Annotated in this window: 23 protein-coding genes and 1 tRNA gene; 7 read left to right on the forward strand and 17 right to left on the reverse strand. The window is 65.9% G+C overall.

Annotated elements, in window-relative coordinates; genetic code table 11:
* Window positions 1-74 precede the first annotated feature (74 nt).
* Window positions 75-647, forward strand: coding sequence for a TetR/AcrR family transcriptional regulator (locus ACZLHH_RS16345; protein WP_049401207.1), 573 nt, complete (start codon window positions 75-77; stop codon window positions 645-647).
* A gap of 13 nt (window positions 648-660) precedes the next feature.
* Window positions 661-993: an SMR family transporter gene (locus ACZLHH_RS16350; protein WP_005410423.1), complete on the forward strand. Its 333-nt coding sequence runs from the start codon at window positions 661-663 to the stop codon at window positions 991-993.
* A 22-nt stretch (window positions 994-1,015) separates the two neighbouring features.
* On the opposite strand, the gene ACZLHH_RS16355 is transcribed toward ACZLHH_RS16350, so the two are convergent.
* The 5 genes from ACZLHH_RS16355 to ACZLHH_RS16375 all read right to left on the reverse strand — a co-directional run bounded on the left by ACZLHH_RS16355 (window position 1,016) and on the right by ACZLHH_RS16375 (window position 3,331).
* On the reverse strand, window positions 1,016-1,189 hold the full coding sequence (locus tag ACZLHH_RS16355; RefSeq protein WP_006380555.1) for a DUF1328 domain-containing protein: 174 nt from the start codon (window positions 1,187-1,189) through the stop codon (window positions 1,016-1,018).
* 94 nt (window positions 1,190-1,283) lie between these two features.
* Window positions 1,284-1,925, reverse strand: coding sequence for a LysE family translocator (locus ACZLHH_RS16360; RefSeq protein ID WP_107432592.1), 642 nt, complete (start codon window positions 1,923-1,925; stop codon window positions 1,284-1,286).
* Window positions 1,926-2,023: 98 nt separating this feature from the next.
* Entirely contained in the window at window positions 2,024-2,632 is a 609-nt protein-coding gene (locus ACZLHH_RS16365) for an ATP-dependent Clp protease proteolytic subunit (protein ID WP_032128666.1), read from the reverse strand.
* 37 nt (window positions 2,633-2,669) lie between these two features.
* Window positions 2,670-3,020, reverse strand: coding sequence for an SRPBCC family protein (locus ACZLHH_RS16370; RefSeq protein ID WP_049423870.1), 351 nt, complete (start codon window positions 3,018-3,020; stop codon window positions 2,670-2,672).
* Window positions 3,020-3,331 carry an ArsR/SmtB family transcription factor gene (locus tag ACZLHH_RS16375; protein ID WP_042358872.1) on the reverse strand — a complete coding sequence of 104 codons (312 nt, stop codon included), beginning with the start codon at window positions 3,329-3,331 and terminating at the stop codon, window positions 3,020-3,022. Before ACZLHH_RS16375 ends, ACZLHH_RS16370 begins: the two co-directional genes overlap by 1 nt.
* 86 nt (window positions 3,332-3,417) lie before the next feature.
* Between ACZLHH_RS16375 and ACZLHH_RS16380 the strand changes: the two genes are divergently transcribed.
* A complete protein-coding gene (locus ACZLHH_RS16380) occupies window positions 3,418-4,110 on the forward strand; it encodes an aspartate/glutamate racemase family protein (RefSeq protein WP_180844529.1) in 693 nt (230 codons plus the stop codon).
* A 24-nt stretch (window positions 4,111-4,134) separates the two neighbouring features.
* On the opposite strand, the gene ACZLHH_RS16385 is transcribed toward ACZLHH_RS16380, so the two are convergent.
* Complete coding sequence (locus ACZLHH_RS16385; RefSeq protein ID WP_012511691.1) at window positions 4,135-4,530, reverse strand: hypothetical protein; 396 nt, start codon at window positions 4,528-4,530, stop codon at window positions 4,135-4,137.
* 240 nt (window positions 4,531-4,770) lie between these two features.
* On the opposite strand from ACZLHH_RS16385, the gene ACZLHH_RS16390 reads away from it, so the two are divergent.
* Together ACZLHH_RS16390 and ACZLHH_RS16395 are read left to right on the forward strand one after the other, a co-directional pair.
* A complete protein-coding gene (locus ACZLHH_RS16390; protein WP_180844530.1) occupies window positions 4,771-5,280 on the forward strand; it encodes a DUF3011 domain-containing protein in 510 nt (169 codons plus the stop codon).
* Window positions 5,281-5,365: 85 nt separating this feature from the next.
* Window positions 5,366-5,803 carry a GNAT family N-acetyltransferase gene (locus ACZLHH_RS16395; RefSeq protein WP_180844531.1) on the forward strand — a complete coding sequence of 146 codons (438 nt, stop codon included), beginning with the start codon at window positions 5,366-5,368 and terminating at the stop codon, window positions 5,801-5,803.
* On the opposite strand, the gene ACZLHH_RS16400 is transcribed toward ACZLHH_RS16395, so the two are convergent.
* The 11 genes from ACZLHH_RS16400 to thrS all read right to left on the reverse strand — a co-directional run bounded on the left by ACZLHH_RS16400 (window position 5,782) and on the right by thrS (window position 14,245).
* Entirely contained in the window at window positions 5,782-6,123 is a 342-nt protein-coding gene (locus ACZLHH_RS16400; protein ID WP_180844532.1) for a low molecular weight protein tyrosine phosphatase family protein, read from the reverse strand. The genes ACZLHH_RS16395 and ACZLHH_RS16400 overlap by 22 nt on opposite strands.
* A complete protein-coding gene (locus ACZLHH_RS16405) occupies window positions 6,120-6,320 on the reverse strand; it encodes a hypothetical protein (RefSeq protein ID WP_014037933.1) in 201 nt (66 codons plus the stop codon). The genes ACZLHH_RS16400 and ACZLHH_RS16405 overlap by 4 nt, the downstream gene beginning before the upstream one ends.
* Window positions 6,321-6,437: 117 nt before the next feature.
* Window positions 6,438-6,514: transfer RNA gene (locus tag ACZLHH_RS16410), tRNA-Pro, on the reverse strand.
* Window positions 6,515-6,582: 68 nt separating this feature from the next.
* On the reverse strand, window positions 6,583-6,939 hold the full coding sequence (locus ACZLHH_RS16415; protein ID WP_005410431.1) for a MerR family transcriptional regulator: 357 nt from the start codon (window positions 6,937-6,939) through the stop codon (window positions 6,583-6,585).
* Window positions 6,920-7,219, reverse strand: coding sequence for an integration host factor subunit alpha (locus tag ACZLHH_RS16420; protein ID WP_005410432.1), 300 nt, complete (start codon window positions 7,217-7,219; stop codon window positions 6,920-6,922). Before ACZLHH_RS16420 ends, ACZLHH_RS16415 begins: the two co-directional genes overlap by 20 nt.
* A gap of 27 nt (window positions 7,220-7,246) precedes the next feature.
* Entirely contained in the window at window positions 7,247-9,643 is a 2,397-nt protein-coding gene (gene pheT, locus ACZLHH_RS16425) for a phenylalanine--tRNA ligase subunit beta (RefSeq protein WP_197573085.1), read from the reverse strand.
* Window positions 9,644-9,728: 85 nt separating this feature from the next.
* Complete coding sequence (locus tag ACZLHH_RS16430; RefSeq protein ID WP_053450371.1) at window positions 9,729-10,724, reverse strand: phenylalanine--tRNA ligase subunit alpha; 996 nt, start codon at window positions 10,722-10,724, stop codon at window positions 9,729-9,731.
* Between the two features lie 193 nt (window positions 10,725-10,917).
* Window positions 10,918-11,277, reverse strand: coding sequence for a 50S ribosomal protein L20 (gene rplT, locus ACZLHH_RS16435; RefSeq protein WP_006380762.1), 360 nt, complete (start codon window positions 11,275-11,277; stop codon window positions 10,918-10,920).
* Between the two features lie 11 nt (window positions 11,278-11,288).
* Window positions 11,289-11,486 (reverse strand): 50S ribosomal protein L35, encoded by a 198-nt coding sequence (gene rpmI / locus ACZLHH_RS16440; protein WP_005410436.1) that lies wholly within the window; start codon window positions 11,484-11,486, stop codon window positions 11,289-11,291.
* Between the two features lie 266 nt (window positions 11,487-11,752).
* Window positions 11,753-12,295, reverse strand: a complete 543-nt coding sequence (infC, locus tag ACZLHH_RS16445; RefSeq protein WP_005410437.1) for a translation initiation factor IF-3 — start codon at window positions 12,293-12,295, stop codon at window positions 11,753-11,755.
* A gap of 48 nt (window positions 12,296-12,343) precedes the next feature.
* On the reverse strand, window positions 12,344-14,245 hold the full coding sequence (thrS, locus tag ACZLHH_RS16450; protein ID WP_049401217.1) for a threonine--tRNA ligase: 1,902 nt from the start codon (window positions 14,243-14,245) through the stop codon (window positions 12,344-12,346).
* Between the two features lie 429 nt (window positions 14,246-14,674).
* Between thrS and ACZLHH_RS16455 the strand changes: the two genes are divergently transcribed.
* On the forward strand, window positions 14,675-14,971 hold the full coding sequence (locus ACZLHH_RS16455; protein WP_005410439.1) for a hypothetical protein: 297 nt from the start codon (window positions 14,675-14,677) through the stop codon (window positions 14,969-14,971).
* Window positions 14,971-15,234, forward strand: coding sequence for a membrane protein (locus ACZLHH_RS16460; RefSeq protein ID WP_032128657.1), 264 nt, complete (start codon window positions 14,971-14,973; stop codon window positions 15,232-15,234). The genes ACZLHH_RS16455 and ACZLHH_RS16460 overlap by 1 nt, the downstream gene beginning before the upstream one ends.
* Window positions 15,235-15,239: the final 5 nt, after the last annotated feature.

Here is a 15,239-nt window from a genome sequence, read left to right on the forward strand (position 1 = left end):
CGGCCCTGGCCGGCAGCGCGGTGACACCACGGGCCTGCGTTACAATCGTACCGTCCAGTCGGTTTCTTCCCGCCATGTCCGCATCCCCCTCCCGCTCGCGCCGCAAGGCGCCCGACAGCGTGCGCCAGTCACTGCTGCAGGCCACCATTGAAGTGATCGGCCGTAATGGCCTGGCCGCGCTGACCGTGCAGGACGTCGCACAGGCCGCCGGTGTCAGCAAGGGTGCGCTGTTCCATCATTTCAGCAGCAAGCAGGCACTGGTGGATGAAGCCATCGGAGCGCTCATCGGCGAATTCGAAGCGCGGGTACGTGCCCTGCTGCAGGAAAACCCCGAAGGGCATGGTCGTTTCAGCCGCGCCTATGTGCAGGCCAATTTCGAGCATCTGCTGCAGCAGGAACAGGACAACGACATCGGCCTGACCCTGGGCAACCTGATGGAACCAGCCCTGCTCGCGCATTGGCGTACCTGGAAGCGTGCGATGCTGGCCGAGTTCGCCGGCGAAGCCAACGATCCCCGACTGTATGCGGCGCGCTGCGCTGCCGATGGCTACTGGGCCACGGCCTATGGGCGACCGCTGGACGAGGAAGAACGCGCCAACGCATTGGCGATGGCCGAACAGGCCCTGAAACTATGCGACCCGCAGTAAGCAGGAGCGCTCAATGAATCCCTACCTCTACCTTGCCGCTGCCATCGTGCTGGAAGTAATTGCCACGTCGCTGCTGAAGGCATCCGACGGCATGAGCCGGCTGGCGCCGACACTGGGCGCGCTGGTCGGCTATGGACTGTGCTTCTACCTGCTGTCGATGACCATGAAGTCGATCCCGACCGGCATCGCCTACGCGATCTGGTCCGGCGTCGGCATCGTGCTGATCTCGCTGATCGGGCTGGTGGTGTTCAAGCAGCGCCTGGATGCACCGGCGTTGATCGGCATCGGCCTGATCTGTGCTGGCGTACTGGTGATCAATCTGTTCTCGCGCAGCAGCGCACACTGAGTACGCTGCTGCGCGATCAACGCTAGCTGACCTTCTTCGCTACGGTCATGCCGAGCAGGAACAGCACCACGGCGATGATGATGCCGGCCCAGAACAGAAACTTGGCGATGCCGACCGCGGCACCGGCAATGCCGCCGAAGCCGAGCACGCCCGCAATTACGCCGATGATGGCGAAGATGATGGCCCACTTGATCATGTCAAACCTTTCCCCGTGGGGACTGCGTACAGGATGATCAGGCTAGGCCGTAGCTGATGCGGCAGTCGTGAACAGGCCGCGTGCGCGGCGTGAATCAGCGCGGGCGGAAACGCATCAGGGCCACCGCAAAGGCCAGGAACACGCTACCCACCAGCCGCTCGAACCAGCGCCGCGCGAAGGGTTTGGCCAACCATCGGCGCAGGCCATGGCCACCGGCGGCATACATCACGTACCAGAACAGTTCGCAGCCGGCGAAGGTGGCAACCAGCACGCTGTACTGCAGCGCCTGGCCACGCGACGGATCGACGAACTGCGGCAGGAACGCCGCAGCGAACAGCAGCAGCTTGGGATTGCTCAGGCCCACCAGAAGGCCACCACGGAACACCTTCCACGCGCCCAGCGACGCCGCAACAGGCAGCGCGGCATCGACCGTCACCGGTGGTGCCGGCCGGCAACTGTCACGCCATGCCTTCAGGCCCAGCCAGGCCAGATAGGCCACGCCCAGATAGCGCAGCACCTCAAACAGCATCGGCGAGGAATGCAGCAGCGCACTCAAGCCTGCTGCGGAGGCCGCCAGCACCAGCAGCATCGCCAGCAGGCAGCCAGCCATCGCCGGCACGCTACCGCGAAAGCCGAGCCCGACGCTGCGACCGAGGATATGCAGCATGTTCGGCCCCGGCGTACCACACAGAACGAACACCGTGGCGAGGAACCACCACCAGGTATGCAGGGCCATATCGGACATCCACTTCAGAAGATCCCACCAGCATAGAGTGCGCCGGCCTGGCGCGGCACACACAGCGCAGCATGGATGCGGTGGTTACAGAGGCAGGCTCAGGCCGCAAGCGCGTCGCGCCGTACCAGTACCTGGTCGATCAAGCCCCATTCGCATGCCTGCTCGGCACTCATGAAACGATCGCGGTCCAGGGTCTGCTCGACCTCCTCGACACTGCGTCCGCAATGCTGCGCATACAGCCGGGTGATGCGCTGCTTGGTGCGCTGCATTTCCTCGGCATGGATGAAGATGTCCGACGCCTGGCCCTGCACCCCGCCCAGCGGCTGATGCACATGCAGGCTGGCATTGGCCAACGCCGCACGGTGACCGGGCTCGCCGGCCATCAGCAGGAACGAACCCATCGACCGCGCGGTGCCCATGCACAGCGTATGCACCGGGGCCGAGATGTATTGCATGGTGTCGTACATCGCCAGGCCGCTGGAGATCACTCCACCCGGCGAGTTGATGTACAGATGGATCGGCTTCTCCGGGTTTTCCGATTCCAGGAACAGCAGCTGCGCGCAGACCAGCGCCGACACAGTGTCATCGACTTCACCGTTGAGAAAGATGATGCGCTCGCGCAGGAGCCGCGAGTAGATGTCATGGGAGCGCTCACCGCGCTCGCTGCGTTCCACCACCATCGGTATCAGCTGCATTCTGTCCCGCATGTGCCTGCTCCCTGTAGCGTTCGATCCAGGCGCCGGCTCAGGCCGCGCGCATCATGGTGCGATGATCGTCGTTGGCGGCCAACGGCAGCAGCGCGCGCAGGTCGGTGAGCCGATGCACGATGGTCAGCACCGTCCCCCCGCCGTCATCCGCGCGCAGCCGGAAACACACCAGGCTGTGCAGATGCGGGGGCTGCGCATCGCGCAGGTGGAACCCCAGTTCCCGCCCCTCCTCGCACAGGCAAGGCTGCGGATCGGCAAGATCGGCCGCAGGCAACCAGCGCTCACGCAGCGCCGGATCGAACAGTGCGCGCCAGACCCGTTCCGGTGGCGCTGGCAGCCACTGCTCCATCACCAACGCGGGAGCCGCTTCGTTCAGAACATCGTCCATCAGTCCATCTCCTTCAGCAGATCCTGCAAGGCATCCATCCGCGCGGGCCAGTAGGCCCGGTAGCGCTGCAGCCAGTTGCCGATGTGCGCCAGCCCGCGCGGATCGACCTCGTAGTGGACGAAACGGCCTTGGCGCTGTTCGCTCACCAGCCCGGCATCGCGCAGCACCGCCAGGTGCTGGGACATCGCAGACTGGCTGATCGCCATGCCCTCGCGCAGCGCGCTGGCATGCTGCCCGCCCTCGGCCAGCTTTTCGAAGATGTGGCGGCGGGTGGGGTCGGCCAGCGCTTTGAAGAGGGCGTTCTCGATCATGACCAATACATTAGCAGACACTAATGTGTAGTGCAACTCCCGCATCGGCTGTGCTGCAATGACGGCTCCCCGGCATGGAGCTGTGCATGAAGACCCTTGGCCTGATCGGCGGCATGAGCTGGGAAAGCTCGGCGCAGTATTACCGGCTCATCAACGAGGACGTGCGGCAGCGCCTCGGTGGCGCACATTCGGCGCAGCTGCTGCTGTGGTCGGTGGATTTCGCCGGCATCAAGCAGCTGCAGCATGACGGCGACTGGAATGCGCTGGGCGACCATATGGCCGACGCTGCACGGCGCCTGCAGGCCGGTGGCGCCGATCTGCTGCTGATCTGCACGAACACCATGCACAAGCTGGCCGACCGCATCGAGGCTGCCTGCCCCGTCCCGCTGCTGCATATCGCCGACCCCACCGCCCAGGCCATCGTGCAGGCAGGCGCACGCAAGGTGGGCCTGCTCGGCACCGCCTTCACCATGGAACAGGACTTCTACCGCGGCCGGCTGCAGGATCGCTTCGGATTGGAGGTGCTGGTTCCCGAAGCCGATGATCGTCGCAGCGTGCACGACATCATCTACCAGGAACTGATCGCCGGTGTGGTCAGCGAGCACTCACGACAGGTCTACGCCGGCGTGATCGCGAGACTGGTGGCGCGCGGTGCCGAAGCCATCATCCTGGGCTGTACCGAGATCATGCTGCTGGTACGACCGGAAGACAGCGCAGTGCCGCTGTTCGATACCACTGCACTGCACGCACGGGCTGCGGTGGACGCGGCGCTGGCCTGAATCGATGCGCGCCGGAGCGCGGAATCAGTCCGCGCCCTGCACTTCCAGCGCGGTGATGAGCCACTCGACCACCGCCTGTGAATCGCACAGGAAAAAGATGGCATCGCCGGAGCGCGCCTCGGTAAGCAGGCGATAGACCGTGATCGCCACCGCCGACTGGTTGGCGATGAACACTTCCGGGCTGCGTGGCCCTTCGCTATGGCCGGCAACCGCGTGCAGCGCCTTGCGTGCGGCCACGGTGGCGGCCGGGTCCGCGCTGCGGGTCAGTTCCGGCCCGCGCAGGCCCCAGGCGATGAACACATGCTTGCCCTTGAACGTGGTGTCCAGGACCCGCACCTCGGCGCCGCCTGCGTCGGCCGAGCGATGAATGACGGTACTGCTGATCAACGCAACCCCCTGTGGTCGTCGTGGTCCGCGCATCCTCCCCCACAGGCCGCCCGCACACCAGTGACGGCAGCCACAGGCTGCGCCGACAGGCGTGGAAGACATGTAAGAAGGTGTAAACCGATGCGATCGGATGTGCAGCGATGATACGGGATGTAAGCCTCTGCATGGGCCCGCGCGTACTACTAAATCCCTACTGAGCCACTTCCGGAACGATCCGTTCCGACGGCCCCGGGCTGGGTCATTCTTGCCGCCCCATCCCCACCGAGCCTGCACATGTCCCATCGCCTGCTGTTGACGATCACCGGCACCTCCCTTGCCCTGCTGCTGGCCGCCACCACCGTAGCCGCACAGGACTACGACACCGATCACATTCCGGCGCTGCGCTGCGAATCGCAGTTCAACAAGACCGCGCAATGCCCGATCGAGGGCCCCATGCGCCTGGCCAGGCAACTGTCGGTGACCCAGTGCGTGGAGAACCAGAACTGGGGCCAGAGCCGCCGCACGTTGTGGGTGACCGACGGTTGCCGCGCCGAGTTCGTCGCCGACGGCTATGGGCGCGGACGCTGGCCGGGCCGCGGCAGGGACCGTGACGATGATGGCGAGCGCCTGGTCTGCGAGTCCTACGAAAAGAAGGACAAGGAATGCCGTATCCGTGTGCGCCACGAGGTGCGCCTGGTCAAGCAGAAGTCGGTGACGGCCTGCATCGAGGACCAGAACTGGGGCTGGGACCGCCGCGGCGTGTGGGTCAGCGACGGCTGCCGGGCCGAGTTCCGCGTGTATTGACTGCCGAGCACGCGCTGGCTGCGGCGGGTGCGGCTGCGCCTGCGGCAGAGCCGATAGACTGGGCCCTCCTGTCAGGAGCCCGACCATGCCCGCTGCGACTGCGCTGCGCCTCCGCGACGCGACGCCCGCCGATGCCTCCGCGCTGATCGCACTCGACAGCGTGGCGGCAAGCGACCCTCGACGGGCGGAACAGATTGGCGAGTGGTTGGCGCGGGGCAACGTGCATGTTGCCGAGCAGGAGCGCGAGATCGTTGGCTACATGACCCTCCATGAGCACTTCTTCGGCGAAGGCTTCGTCGAAATGCTGATGGTCGCGCGCGAGCGGCGCAGCCAGGGCGTCTGCGCCGCACTGCTGCGGCACGCGATTGCACAGCGTGGACAACGCAAGCTGTTCACCTCGACCAATGCCTCCAACATCGCCATGCAGCGCCTGCTCGTTGCATCGGGCTTCATCGACAGCGGCATCGTGCATGGACTGGATGACGGCGACCCGGAGCTGATCTACCGCTTTGCCGACAGCTGATCGAGATACGCGGTCACCTTGGTGTCCAGCAGATCCATCAGCACGGGATCCATGCAGCGATAGTCGTCCGGGATATCCAGGCAATGCAGGCGCTTGTGTTCCAGCAGGCGCGCGTATGCGGCCTGCAGTCGATGCTGATGCTTGGCCTCCATCACGAAGATGACATCGGCCCAGCGGATGTCCGCCGGGCCGATGGGGCGTCGTGCATGCGGGCTGGTGCCGGCCGACAGCGCAGTGAAGCCGGGCCGCCGTCGCCACATGGCTCCGGCGGTTGGGCTGCGCAGCTGGTTGCGGCTGCAGACGAACAGCAGGTTGATCATTCCTGTTCCTGCAGTTGGCGGGCGCTGAGCACTGGATAGGTGAAGCCCAGCTGGCGTGCGCGCGCGAGCTTGGCATCGCGCGTGTACAGCAGCTTCCAGTTCTTCTCGGGCTTGTAGCTGTAGGCGGTCGTGGCGCGGTCGCCACCACGGTTGCGGGCCTGGCTGCGACGCCAGGCACGGTTTCTTGCAGATTCCATGATGTGTTCTCGTGAGTACCGGGTTCAGCAGCCGCGGTAGTACGAGTGGCGCGCAGCATACACCGCGCGCACAAAAAAGCCCACGCATCGCTGCGCAGGCTTCTTGATTCATCACAGTGGTCGGGACGGCCGGATTCGAACCGACGACCCTCTGCCCCCCAGGCAGATGCGCTACCAGGCTGCGCTACGCCCCGACTGATGCTGCGATGTGCCCGCCAGTGCGGCGGGCCGTGAAGTATAGCGGATTACGATGGAAATGGGATCAGCGGCGCAACAACTGCAGCACTTCTTCCAGCTCCATGCGCACCTGCTTGATGATCTGGTTGCTCAGCGCCGATTCCTCGCGGGCATCGGGACCGTCCAGACGCAGGCGTGCACCACCGATGGTGTAGCCCTGTTCGTACAGCAGGCTGCGGATCTGCCGCACCATCAGCACGTCGTGGCGCTGGTAGTAGCGGCGGTTGCCTCGGCGCTTGGCCGGCTCAAGGCTGGGAAACTCGGTTTCCCAGTAGCGCAGGACGTGCGGCTTGACGTCGCACAGCTCGCTGACCTCACCGATGGTGAAGTAGCGCTTGGCCGGGATCGGCGGTAGTTCGCGGTTACTGCCCGGATCCAGCATAAGCTTCCACCCTCTCCTTGAGCTTCTGGCCCGGACGGAAGGTGACCACCGTACGGGCGGAAATCGGAATTTCCTCGCCGGTCTTGGGGTTGCGACCCGGGCGCTGGTTCTTGCGCCGCAGATCGAAATTACCGAAGCCCGACAGCTTCACCTGACGTCCCTGTTCCAATGCTTCACGCAGCACATCGAAAAACGCGTCGACGAATTCCTTGGCTTCCCGCTTGTTCAGACCGACTTCGTCGAACAGCTTTTCCGCCATCTCCGCCTTGGTCAATGCCATTGCCTGCTACCCCCGAGTGCTGCCCGCTCAGCCGCGGATCCGGGCGTGATGTTCACGCTCGATGGCAGTGACCGCCTCGGCCACCACCGCATCCACGTCGCGGTCCGTCAGAGTGCGCGACTTGTCCTGCAAAATCAAGCCCATAGCGAGACTCTTGAATCCCGGCTCGACGCCCTGGCCGACGTAGCGGTCGAACAGGTTCAGGTCGCGCAGCAGCGGGCCAGCAGCCTGGCGGACGGTGGCCGCGAGATCGGCCCAGGCCACCTGTTCAGGCACCAGGAATGCCAGGTCGCGGCGCACTGCCGGGAAGCGCGACAGCTCGCCGGCACGCGGCAGGCGGCGGGCGGTCAGCGGCTCCAGGTCCAGTTCGAAGGCGTAGACGTCGGCTTCGATGTCCATTGCCTTGGCCAGACGCGGGTGGATCTGACCGATCCAGCCGATCGCCACGCCATCGCGGAACACCTCGGCCGAACGGGCCGGGTGGCCGTAGGGGCAGGCCGACGGGCGGAACTCCAGTACCGCACCACTGGCAGCGGCCAGCGATTCCAGATCGCCCTTCAGGTCATGGAAATCGACCTTGCGGGCCGGCAGGCCCCACTGCAGTGCCTGTGCGTCACCACAGACCGCAGCGGCCACGCGCGGGGTCTCCAGCGGCGCCGGCCGGCTTTCGCCGAGCGACGCGTCGCCGACCTGCTGGGCGAACACGCGGCCCAACTCGAACAGGCGCACGCGGCCAAGCTGGCGGGCGGCGTTGCGGCCCAACGTGGCGACCAGGCCTGGCAGCAGCGACGGGCGCATCACCGCCAGTTCGGCCGACAGCGGGTTGGCCAGCGGTACCAGGCCGTCGCGCAGCTGCCACTGGCTCAGCAGCGCATCGTCGACGAAAGCGAAATTGACGGTTTCCTGCTGGTCACGGGCGATCAGCTGGCGGCGCACGCTCAGTGCGTCCAGCTGGGTCTCGCTCGGCATCGCCACGCGCGAGGCGCCGCCCGGCAGCGTGGTCGGGATCTGCTCGTAACCGTGGATGCGCGCCAGCTCTTCGATCAGGTCTTCTTCGATGGCGATGTCGAAGCGGCGGCTCGGCGCCGTGACCTGCCAGCCGTCGGCGGTGGCAACCACGTCCATGCCCAGCGCGCGCAGGATGCGCTCCACTTCCGCATCGTCGATGGTGATGCCGAGCACGCGGGTGATGCGGGCGCGGCGCAGCAAGATGGTTGCCGGCTGCGGCAGATCGGCCTCACGCACGGCCTCGGTGACCGGCGCCGGGGTACCGCCGGCCAGGTCCAGCACCAGGCGGGTGGCGTACTCGATGGCGGTACGCGGCAGTGCCGGGTCGACACCTCGCTCGAAGCGGTGGCCGGCATCGGTGTGCAGGCCCAGCTTGCGGCCACGGCCCATGATCGCGGCCGGCGCGAAGTGTGCGGCTTCCAGGAATACGGCGGTGGTCGCGTCGGTGACGCGGGTGTCGAAGCCGCCCATCAGGCCGGCCAGGCCGACCGCACGATCGGCGTCGGTCACGACCAGGAAGCTGTCGTCCAGCACGGCATCGCGGCCGTCCAGCAGCTTCAGGCTTTCACCTGTGCGCGAGCGGCGCACGGCGATGCTGCCCTGCAGGGTGCCCAGGTCGTACGCGTGCATCGGCTGGCCGAGCTCGAGCATCACGTACTGGGTGATGTCGACCAGCAGCGAGACCGGGCGCACGCCACTGCGGCGCAGGCGCTCGGCCATCCACAGCGGGGTCCTGGCGGCGGCGTTGACACCTTCGATGACGCGGCCCAGGTAACGCGGTGCTTCGGCGCCGGCGTCCAGCTGGATGGCCAGCTCACGGCTGCCGATGGCGGGAATCGTCTCGGTGGTGAAATCCAGCACGTCGCTGCGGGTGGCGGCGGCGACGTCGTAGGCGATACCGCGCAGGCTGAAGCAGTCGGCGCGGTTCGGGGTCAGCTTGATCTCGATGCTGGCGTCCGGCAGGCCCAGGTACTCGACCAGAGCCTGGCCGACCGGTGCGTCATCCGGTAGCTCCAGCAGGCCGGACGCATCGTTGTCCAGGCCCAGCTCCTTGGCCGAGCACAGCATGCCATTGGACTCGACACCGCGCAGCTTGGCCGGCTTGATCTTCAGCTCGCCAATCTGCGCGCCGACCATCGCCAGCGGCGCAACCTGGCCCGGACGTGCATTCGGTGCGCCGCACACGATCTGCAGCAGCTCGCCCTGCCCGGCATCGACCTTGCACACCTGCAGGCGGTCGGCTTCCGGATGGCGTACGGCGTCGACGATGCGCGCCACGACCACGTGCTCGAGGCCTTCGCCCAGCGCGGTCACTTCTTCCACTTCCAGGCCGATGGCGGTCAGCACCGCACTCAGTTCATCGCGCGAAGCGCGGGTCGGGACGTGGCTGCGCAGCCAGTTTTCGGAGAATTTCATGGTGTCACCCTGGTGGGCCCGGCGCATGCGCCTGGGCCTGCGAATTTAGAAGCAGTCGAGCAAGCTCGACTCTACGGACCGGCGCTTACGCGAACTGCTTGAGGAAGCGCACATCGTTCTCGAAGAACGCGCGCAGATCGTTGACGCCGTAACGCAACATCGCAAAGCGCTCCACGCCCATGCCGAAGGCAAAGCCGGTGTAGCGCTCCGGATCGATGCCGACGTTGCGCAGCACGTTCGGATGGACCATGCCGCAGCCGAGCACTTCCAGCCAGCGGGTGCTGCCATCGGGCTGCTGCCAGGCGATGTCCACTTCCGCGCCCGGTTCAACGAACGGGAAGTAGCTGGGGCGGAAGCGCATCTCGAAGTCGCGCTCGAAGAACGCGCGCACGAACTCGGCCAGCGTGCCCTTCAAGTCGGCGAAGGTCGAATGCTCGTCCACCAGCAGGCCTTCCACCTGATGGAACATCGGCGAATGGGTCTGGTCGCTGTCGCTGCGGTACACCTTGCCGGCGGCGATCATGCGCAGCGGCGGCGCGTGGTCGCCCATGTAGCGCACCTGCACACCGGAGGTATGCGTGCGCAGCAGGCGGCCGTCGCCGAAGTAGAAGGTGTCGTGCATGGCGCGCGCCGGATGGTGCGGCGGGAAGTTCAGCGCCTCGAAGTTGTGCCAGTCGTCCTCGATCTCCGGCCCTTCAGAGAGCTCGTAACCCAGCCGGCCGAAGATGCCGGTGATGCGCTCCAGGGTGCGGGTGATCGGATGCAGGCCGGCGCGGTCGCCATTGCGGCCCGGCAGGGTGATGTCGATGGCTTCGGCAGCCAGGCGCGCGTCCAGTGCCGCGTCTTCCAGCAGCGCCTTGCGCTCGCCCAGCGCGCGGGTCAGCGTGTCGCGGGCCTGGTTGATCGCTTCACCGGCGGCCTTGCGCTCGTCGGCCGGCAGGGCGCCGAGCTGCTTGAGCTGCGAGGTGATGCTGCCACTCTTGCCAAGCAGGGCCACGCGCAGCTGTTCCAGCACGTCGGGGCTCTGTGCGGCGGCCACATCGGCCAGCGCCTGGGTGGTGAGGGATTGGATGTCGCTCATGGGGGGCCGGAACTCCAGTCGATCTGCCATCGCGATGCGCGAAGGGCCGACCCCTGTCGCCACCGCCGTCCCCGCGCTGCCGCCATGGCCTCGCCGGGACCCAAAAAAGAATGGGGAAGGACTTGCGCCCTTCCCCATGCATTGCCTTGACCTGACACCGTTCCGAGTGAACGGTTACGGCATCGGGAAGGACTTATGCCGCCAGCGCGCCCTTGGCCTTTTCGGCCAGCGCGGTAAAGCCGGCTGCGTCGTGCACGGCGATGTCAGCCAGGACCTTGCGATCCAGGGTGATGCCGGCCTTCAGCAGACCGTTCATGAAGCGGCTGTAGCTCAGGCCGTTGATGCGGGCAGCCGCATTGATACGGGTGATCCACAGCGAACGGAAGTTGCGCTTCTTCTGCTTACGGCCGATGTAGGCGTACTGCTGTGCCTTGATGACCGCCTGCTTGGCGACGCGGAAGACCTTGCGACGGGCGTTGTAATAGCCCTTGGCGAGATCCAGAATCTTCTTGTGGCGGCGACGCGCCTGTACGCCACGCTTAACTCGTGCCATTTTTCAGTTCCTCAGAGGTAAGGGAGCATGCGGTCCAGACGGCCTGCGTCTTCTGCACGGACATGGCCCGTCTGACGCAGATTACGCTTACGCTTGGTCGCTTTCTTCGTGAGGATGTGGCTACGGTTGGCGTGGCCGCACTTGTACTTGCCCGAGGCGGTCTTGCGGAAACGCTTGGCCGCTGCCCGGTTGGTCTTGATCTTGGGCATTGCAATGTCCTTGATGGGGTATGACCCTGGTTTCTGACTGATCTGGCGGCGGCCTGGGCCGCTCTTTCCGTCCTGCCATGATCGGCGTACGACCCGTCCTGGGTGGGTCGAGCCGGGCATGATACAGGCAAAACCGCCCTGCCACCAGCCCCTGCAACCCTTTCGCCGGCAATTCACCGGCTTCCTGCAAAAGCAAAGGGACGCCCATGGCGTCCCTTTACCCTGAACCATTCAGCCAGGCGCCCCGGAAGGCGGCCCGTCAGGTCTCAGGTCTTCTTCTTCGGCGCGATCATCATGACCATCTGACGCCCTTCCAGGCGCGGACGGGATTCAATGACGATGTCCTCGCCCAGATCGGTCTCGATCCGGTTGGCCATTTCGCGGCCCAGTTCCTGGTGGCTCATTTCACGGCCACGGAAACGGATGTTGACCTTGATCTTGTCACCATCTTCGAGGAACCCGCGCATCTTGCGCAGCTTGATCTGGTAGTCGCCCTCGTCCGTGACCGGACGGAACTTCACTTCCTTGATCTCGACCTGCTTGGTCTTCTTCTTGGCCTCGCTGGCCTTCTTCTGCGCTTCGAACTTGAACTTGCCGAAGTCCATGATCTTGCAGACCGGCGGATCGGCCTGCGGCTGGATTTCGACCAGGTCCAGGCCTTCATCTTCGGCCATGGACAGCGCTTCGTCGCGCGACAACACGCCGATCATTTCTCCGTCACTGCCGATCACGCGGACGCGCGGCACACGGATTTCCTGATTCTTGCGGTTCTGTTTGTTGTCAGGGGTGCTGATATTACGTTCTCCCAAGGGTATCGAACCGGTCCGGGTGCCTGTGCCCCCGGACCGGACCTTTGCTTACGCGCCCTCGGCCTGGAGCCGCTCGATGAAGGCCTGCAGGCTCATGCTGCCCAGGTCTTCGCCAGAACGCGTACGCACCGCCACAGCCCCATTTTCCTTCTCGCGGTCACCGATGACCAGCAGGTAGGGCACGCGCTGCAACGTATGCTCGCGGATTTTATAGCCGATCTTCTCGTTACGCAAATCCGAGCTGACGCGGAAGCCTTGCTCCGCAAGGGTTTTGGTCACGCCCGAGACGTACTCGGCCTGGGCGTCGGTGATGTTGGCCACCACCACCTGGGTCGGCGCCAGCCAGGTCGGGAACTGGCCGGCATGGTGCTCGATCAGGATGCCCAGGAAGCGCTCCATCGAGCCCACGATGGCGCGGTGCAGCATGACCGGGTGCTTCTTCTGGCTGTTCTCGTCCACGTACTCGGCGCCCAGGCGGCCCGGCATCATGAAGTCGACCTGCATCGTGCCGAGCTGCCAGGTACGGCCGATCGCGTCCTTCAGGTGGTACTCGATCTTCGGGCCGTAGAAGGCGCCCTCGCCCGGCAGCTCCTGCCACTCCACCCCATTGCTGGACAGTGCCGAGCGCAGCGCGCCCTCGGCCTTGTCCCAGGTGGCGTCATCGCCCAGGCGCGATTCCGGACGCAGCGCGATCTTGACCTGGATCTCATCGAAGCCGAAGTGCTGGTAGACCGCCAGCGCCTGCTGGTGGAACGCGGTCACTTCCGCCTCGACCTGGTTTTCCGTGCAGAACACGTGGCCGTCGTCCTGGGTGAAACCACGCACGCGCAGGATGCCGTGCAGCGCGCCGGACGGCTCGTTGCGATGGCAGGCACCGAACTCACCGTAGCGGATCGGCAGGTCGCGGTAGCTGTGCAGGCCCTGGTTGAACACCTGCACGTGGCCCGGGCAGTTCATCGGCTTGAGCGCGTAGGTGCGCTTCTCCGATTCGGTGAAGAACATCGCGTCCTGGTAGTTGTCCCAGTGGCCGGATTTCTGCCACAGGCTCACGTCCAGGATCTGCGGGCAGCGCACTTCGCCGTAGCCGGTCTTGCGGTACACCTTGCGCATGTACTGCTCGACCACCTGCCACAGCGCCCAGCCCTTGGGGTGCCAGAACACCAGGCCCGGCGCTTCTTCCTGCAGGTGGAACAGGTCCTGCTGCTTGCCGATGCGGCGGTGGTCGCGCATCTCGGCTTCTTCGATGCGCTTGATGTACGCCTCGAGCTGCTTCTTGTCGGCCCAGGCGGTGCCGTAGATGCGCTGCAGCTGCTCGTTCTGCGCGTCACCGCGCCAGTAGGCGCCGGAGATGCGGGTCAGCTTGAAGGCCTTCAGGAAGCGCGTGTTCGGCACGTGCGGGCCGCGGCACATGTCCACGTATTCCTGGTGGTAATACATGCCCATCGCCTGGATGTCGTCGGACATGTCCTCGATCAGGCGCAGCTTGTAGTCCTCGCCACGGGCCTTGAAGATCTCGATCACTTCGGCGCGCGGCGTCACCTTCTTGATGACGTCGTAGTCCTGGGCGATCAGTTCACCCATGCGCTTCTCGATCGCGGCCATGTCGTCCGGGGTGAACGGGCGCTCGGAGTAGATGTCGTAGTAGAAGCCCTCGGCGATCACTGGGCCGATCACCATCTTCACGTCCGGGTACAGCTGCTTGACGGCGTGGCCGACCAGGTGGGCGCAGGAGTGGCGGATGATCTCCACGCCCTCCTCGTCCTTGGCGGTGATGATGCGCAGGCTGGCATCGTGGTCGATGACGTCGCTGGCATCGACCAGCACGCCATCCACGGCACCGGCGATGGTGGCCTTGGCCAGGCCGGCGCCGATCGACTGGGCGACCTCCATGACGCTGACGGGATTTTCGAATTCGCGGCGGCTGCCGTCGGGAAGAGTAATGTTGATCATCGCAGTGGCTTCGTGCGGGGCCCGCGGGGCGGGCTGGAAAGCGTTCCCGGGGCGGCGCCCGGGCAATAAAAAAGCGCCGCGAGGGCGCCTGGAACACAGGGCCTTCGGGGGCAGGTCAACAGTGGGCAGTGGTAGTGCTCATGTCGCACGCTCGGCCGGCGCTGGGCGCGGGCCACCTTGTTCCAGTCAGGGTTCTGCGATGATCTTAAACCAGCCCGGCGGAAAGCCCAAGGGCTACCGTACGGTCCGCTGAATGGGTCTCGCTGGCGGCGTGAAATTGCAATGATTACCATGTCGGCGCAGGCCGCCCTGTGCCAGCCTGCCCGCTTTCCCCCAGGACCCCGTGATGCGCCACCCGCTCCGACCGGCTCCCGCCGGCCCCGCCCGTGCCCCGCGTTCGCCGGCCCGCTGCCACGCTGGCCGCCCGCGATGATCACCGTCGGCCTTTCCACGCTCGGCTTCTGCAGCCTGGGCATGCTGGCGGCGATGTTCTCGGCGCTGGCCTTCTATGCCGCCTCGCCACACTGCCGCTGGCCGCGCCTGCGCCGTGCCGGCCGCCTTGGCCGCCAGATCGGCCTGGTCGCCGCTGCCGCCGCGCTGTGGCTGTGGATGGCCGAGCTTGGTTTTGCCGCCGGCCTGGTGGCGATGCTGTGCACCTGGATGCTGGCCGCCATGCTGCTGCCGGCGCTGGCGGCCTGGCACCGCCCCGGTACGGAGTCGCCCTGATGTGGCCGCGTGCCCTTGCCGGCATCATCGCCGGCTTCCTCCTCGCCGCCGCCGTCACCGGCCTGCTGGCGTGGCTGCCGCCCGGCCCGTGGCAACGGGCACTGGTGCCGACCCTCATCGCCTTCATCCCGCTGTGGATGCTGGCCGCCCTGTGGGCGTTCAGTTTCCGCAGCGCGCTGCGCGCCTGGCTGGTGCTGGCCGGCAGCGCCGCCGCCGGCTTTGCCGTGCTCGGGCTGCTGCGCCTGACCGGCGCGGTGCAATGAGACCT

It is taken from the genome of Stenotrophomonas sp. 28608_Sma (genome assembly GCF_056486185.1).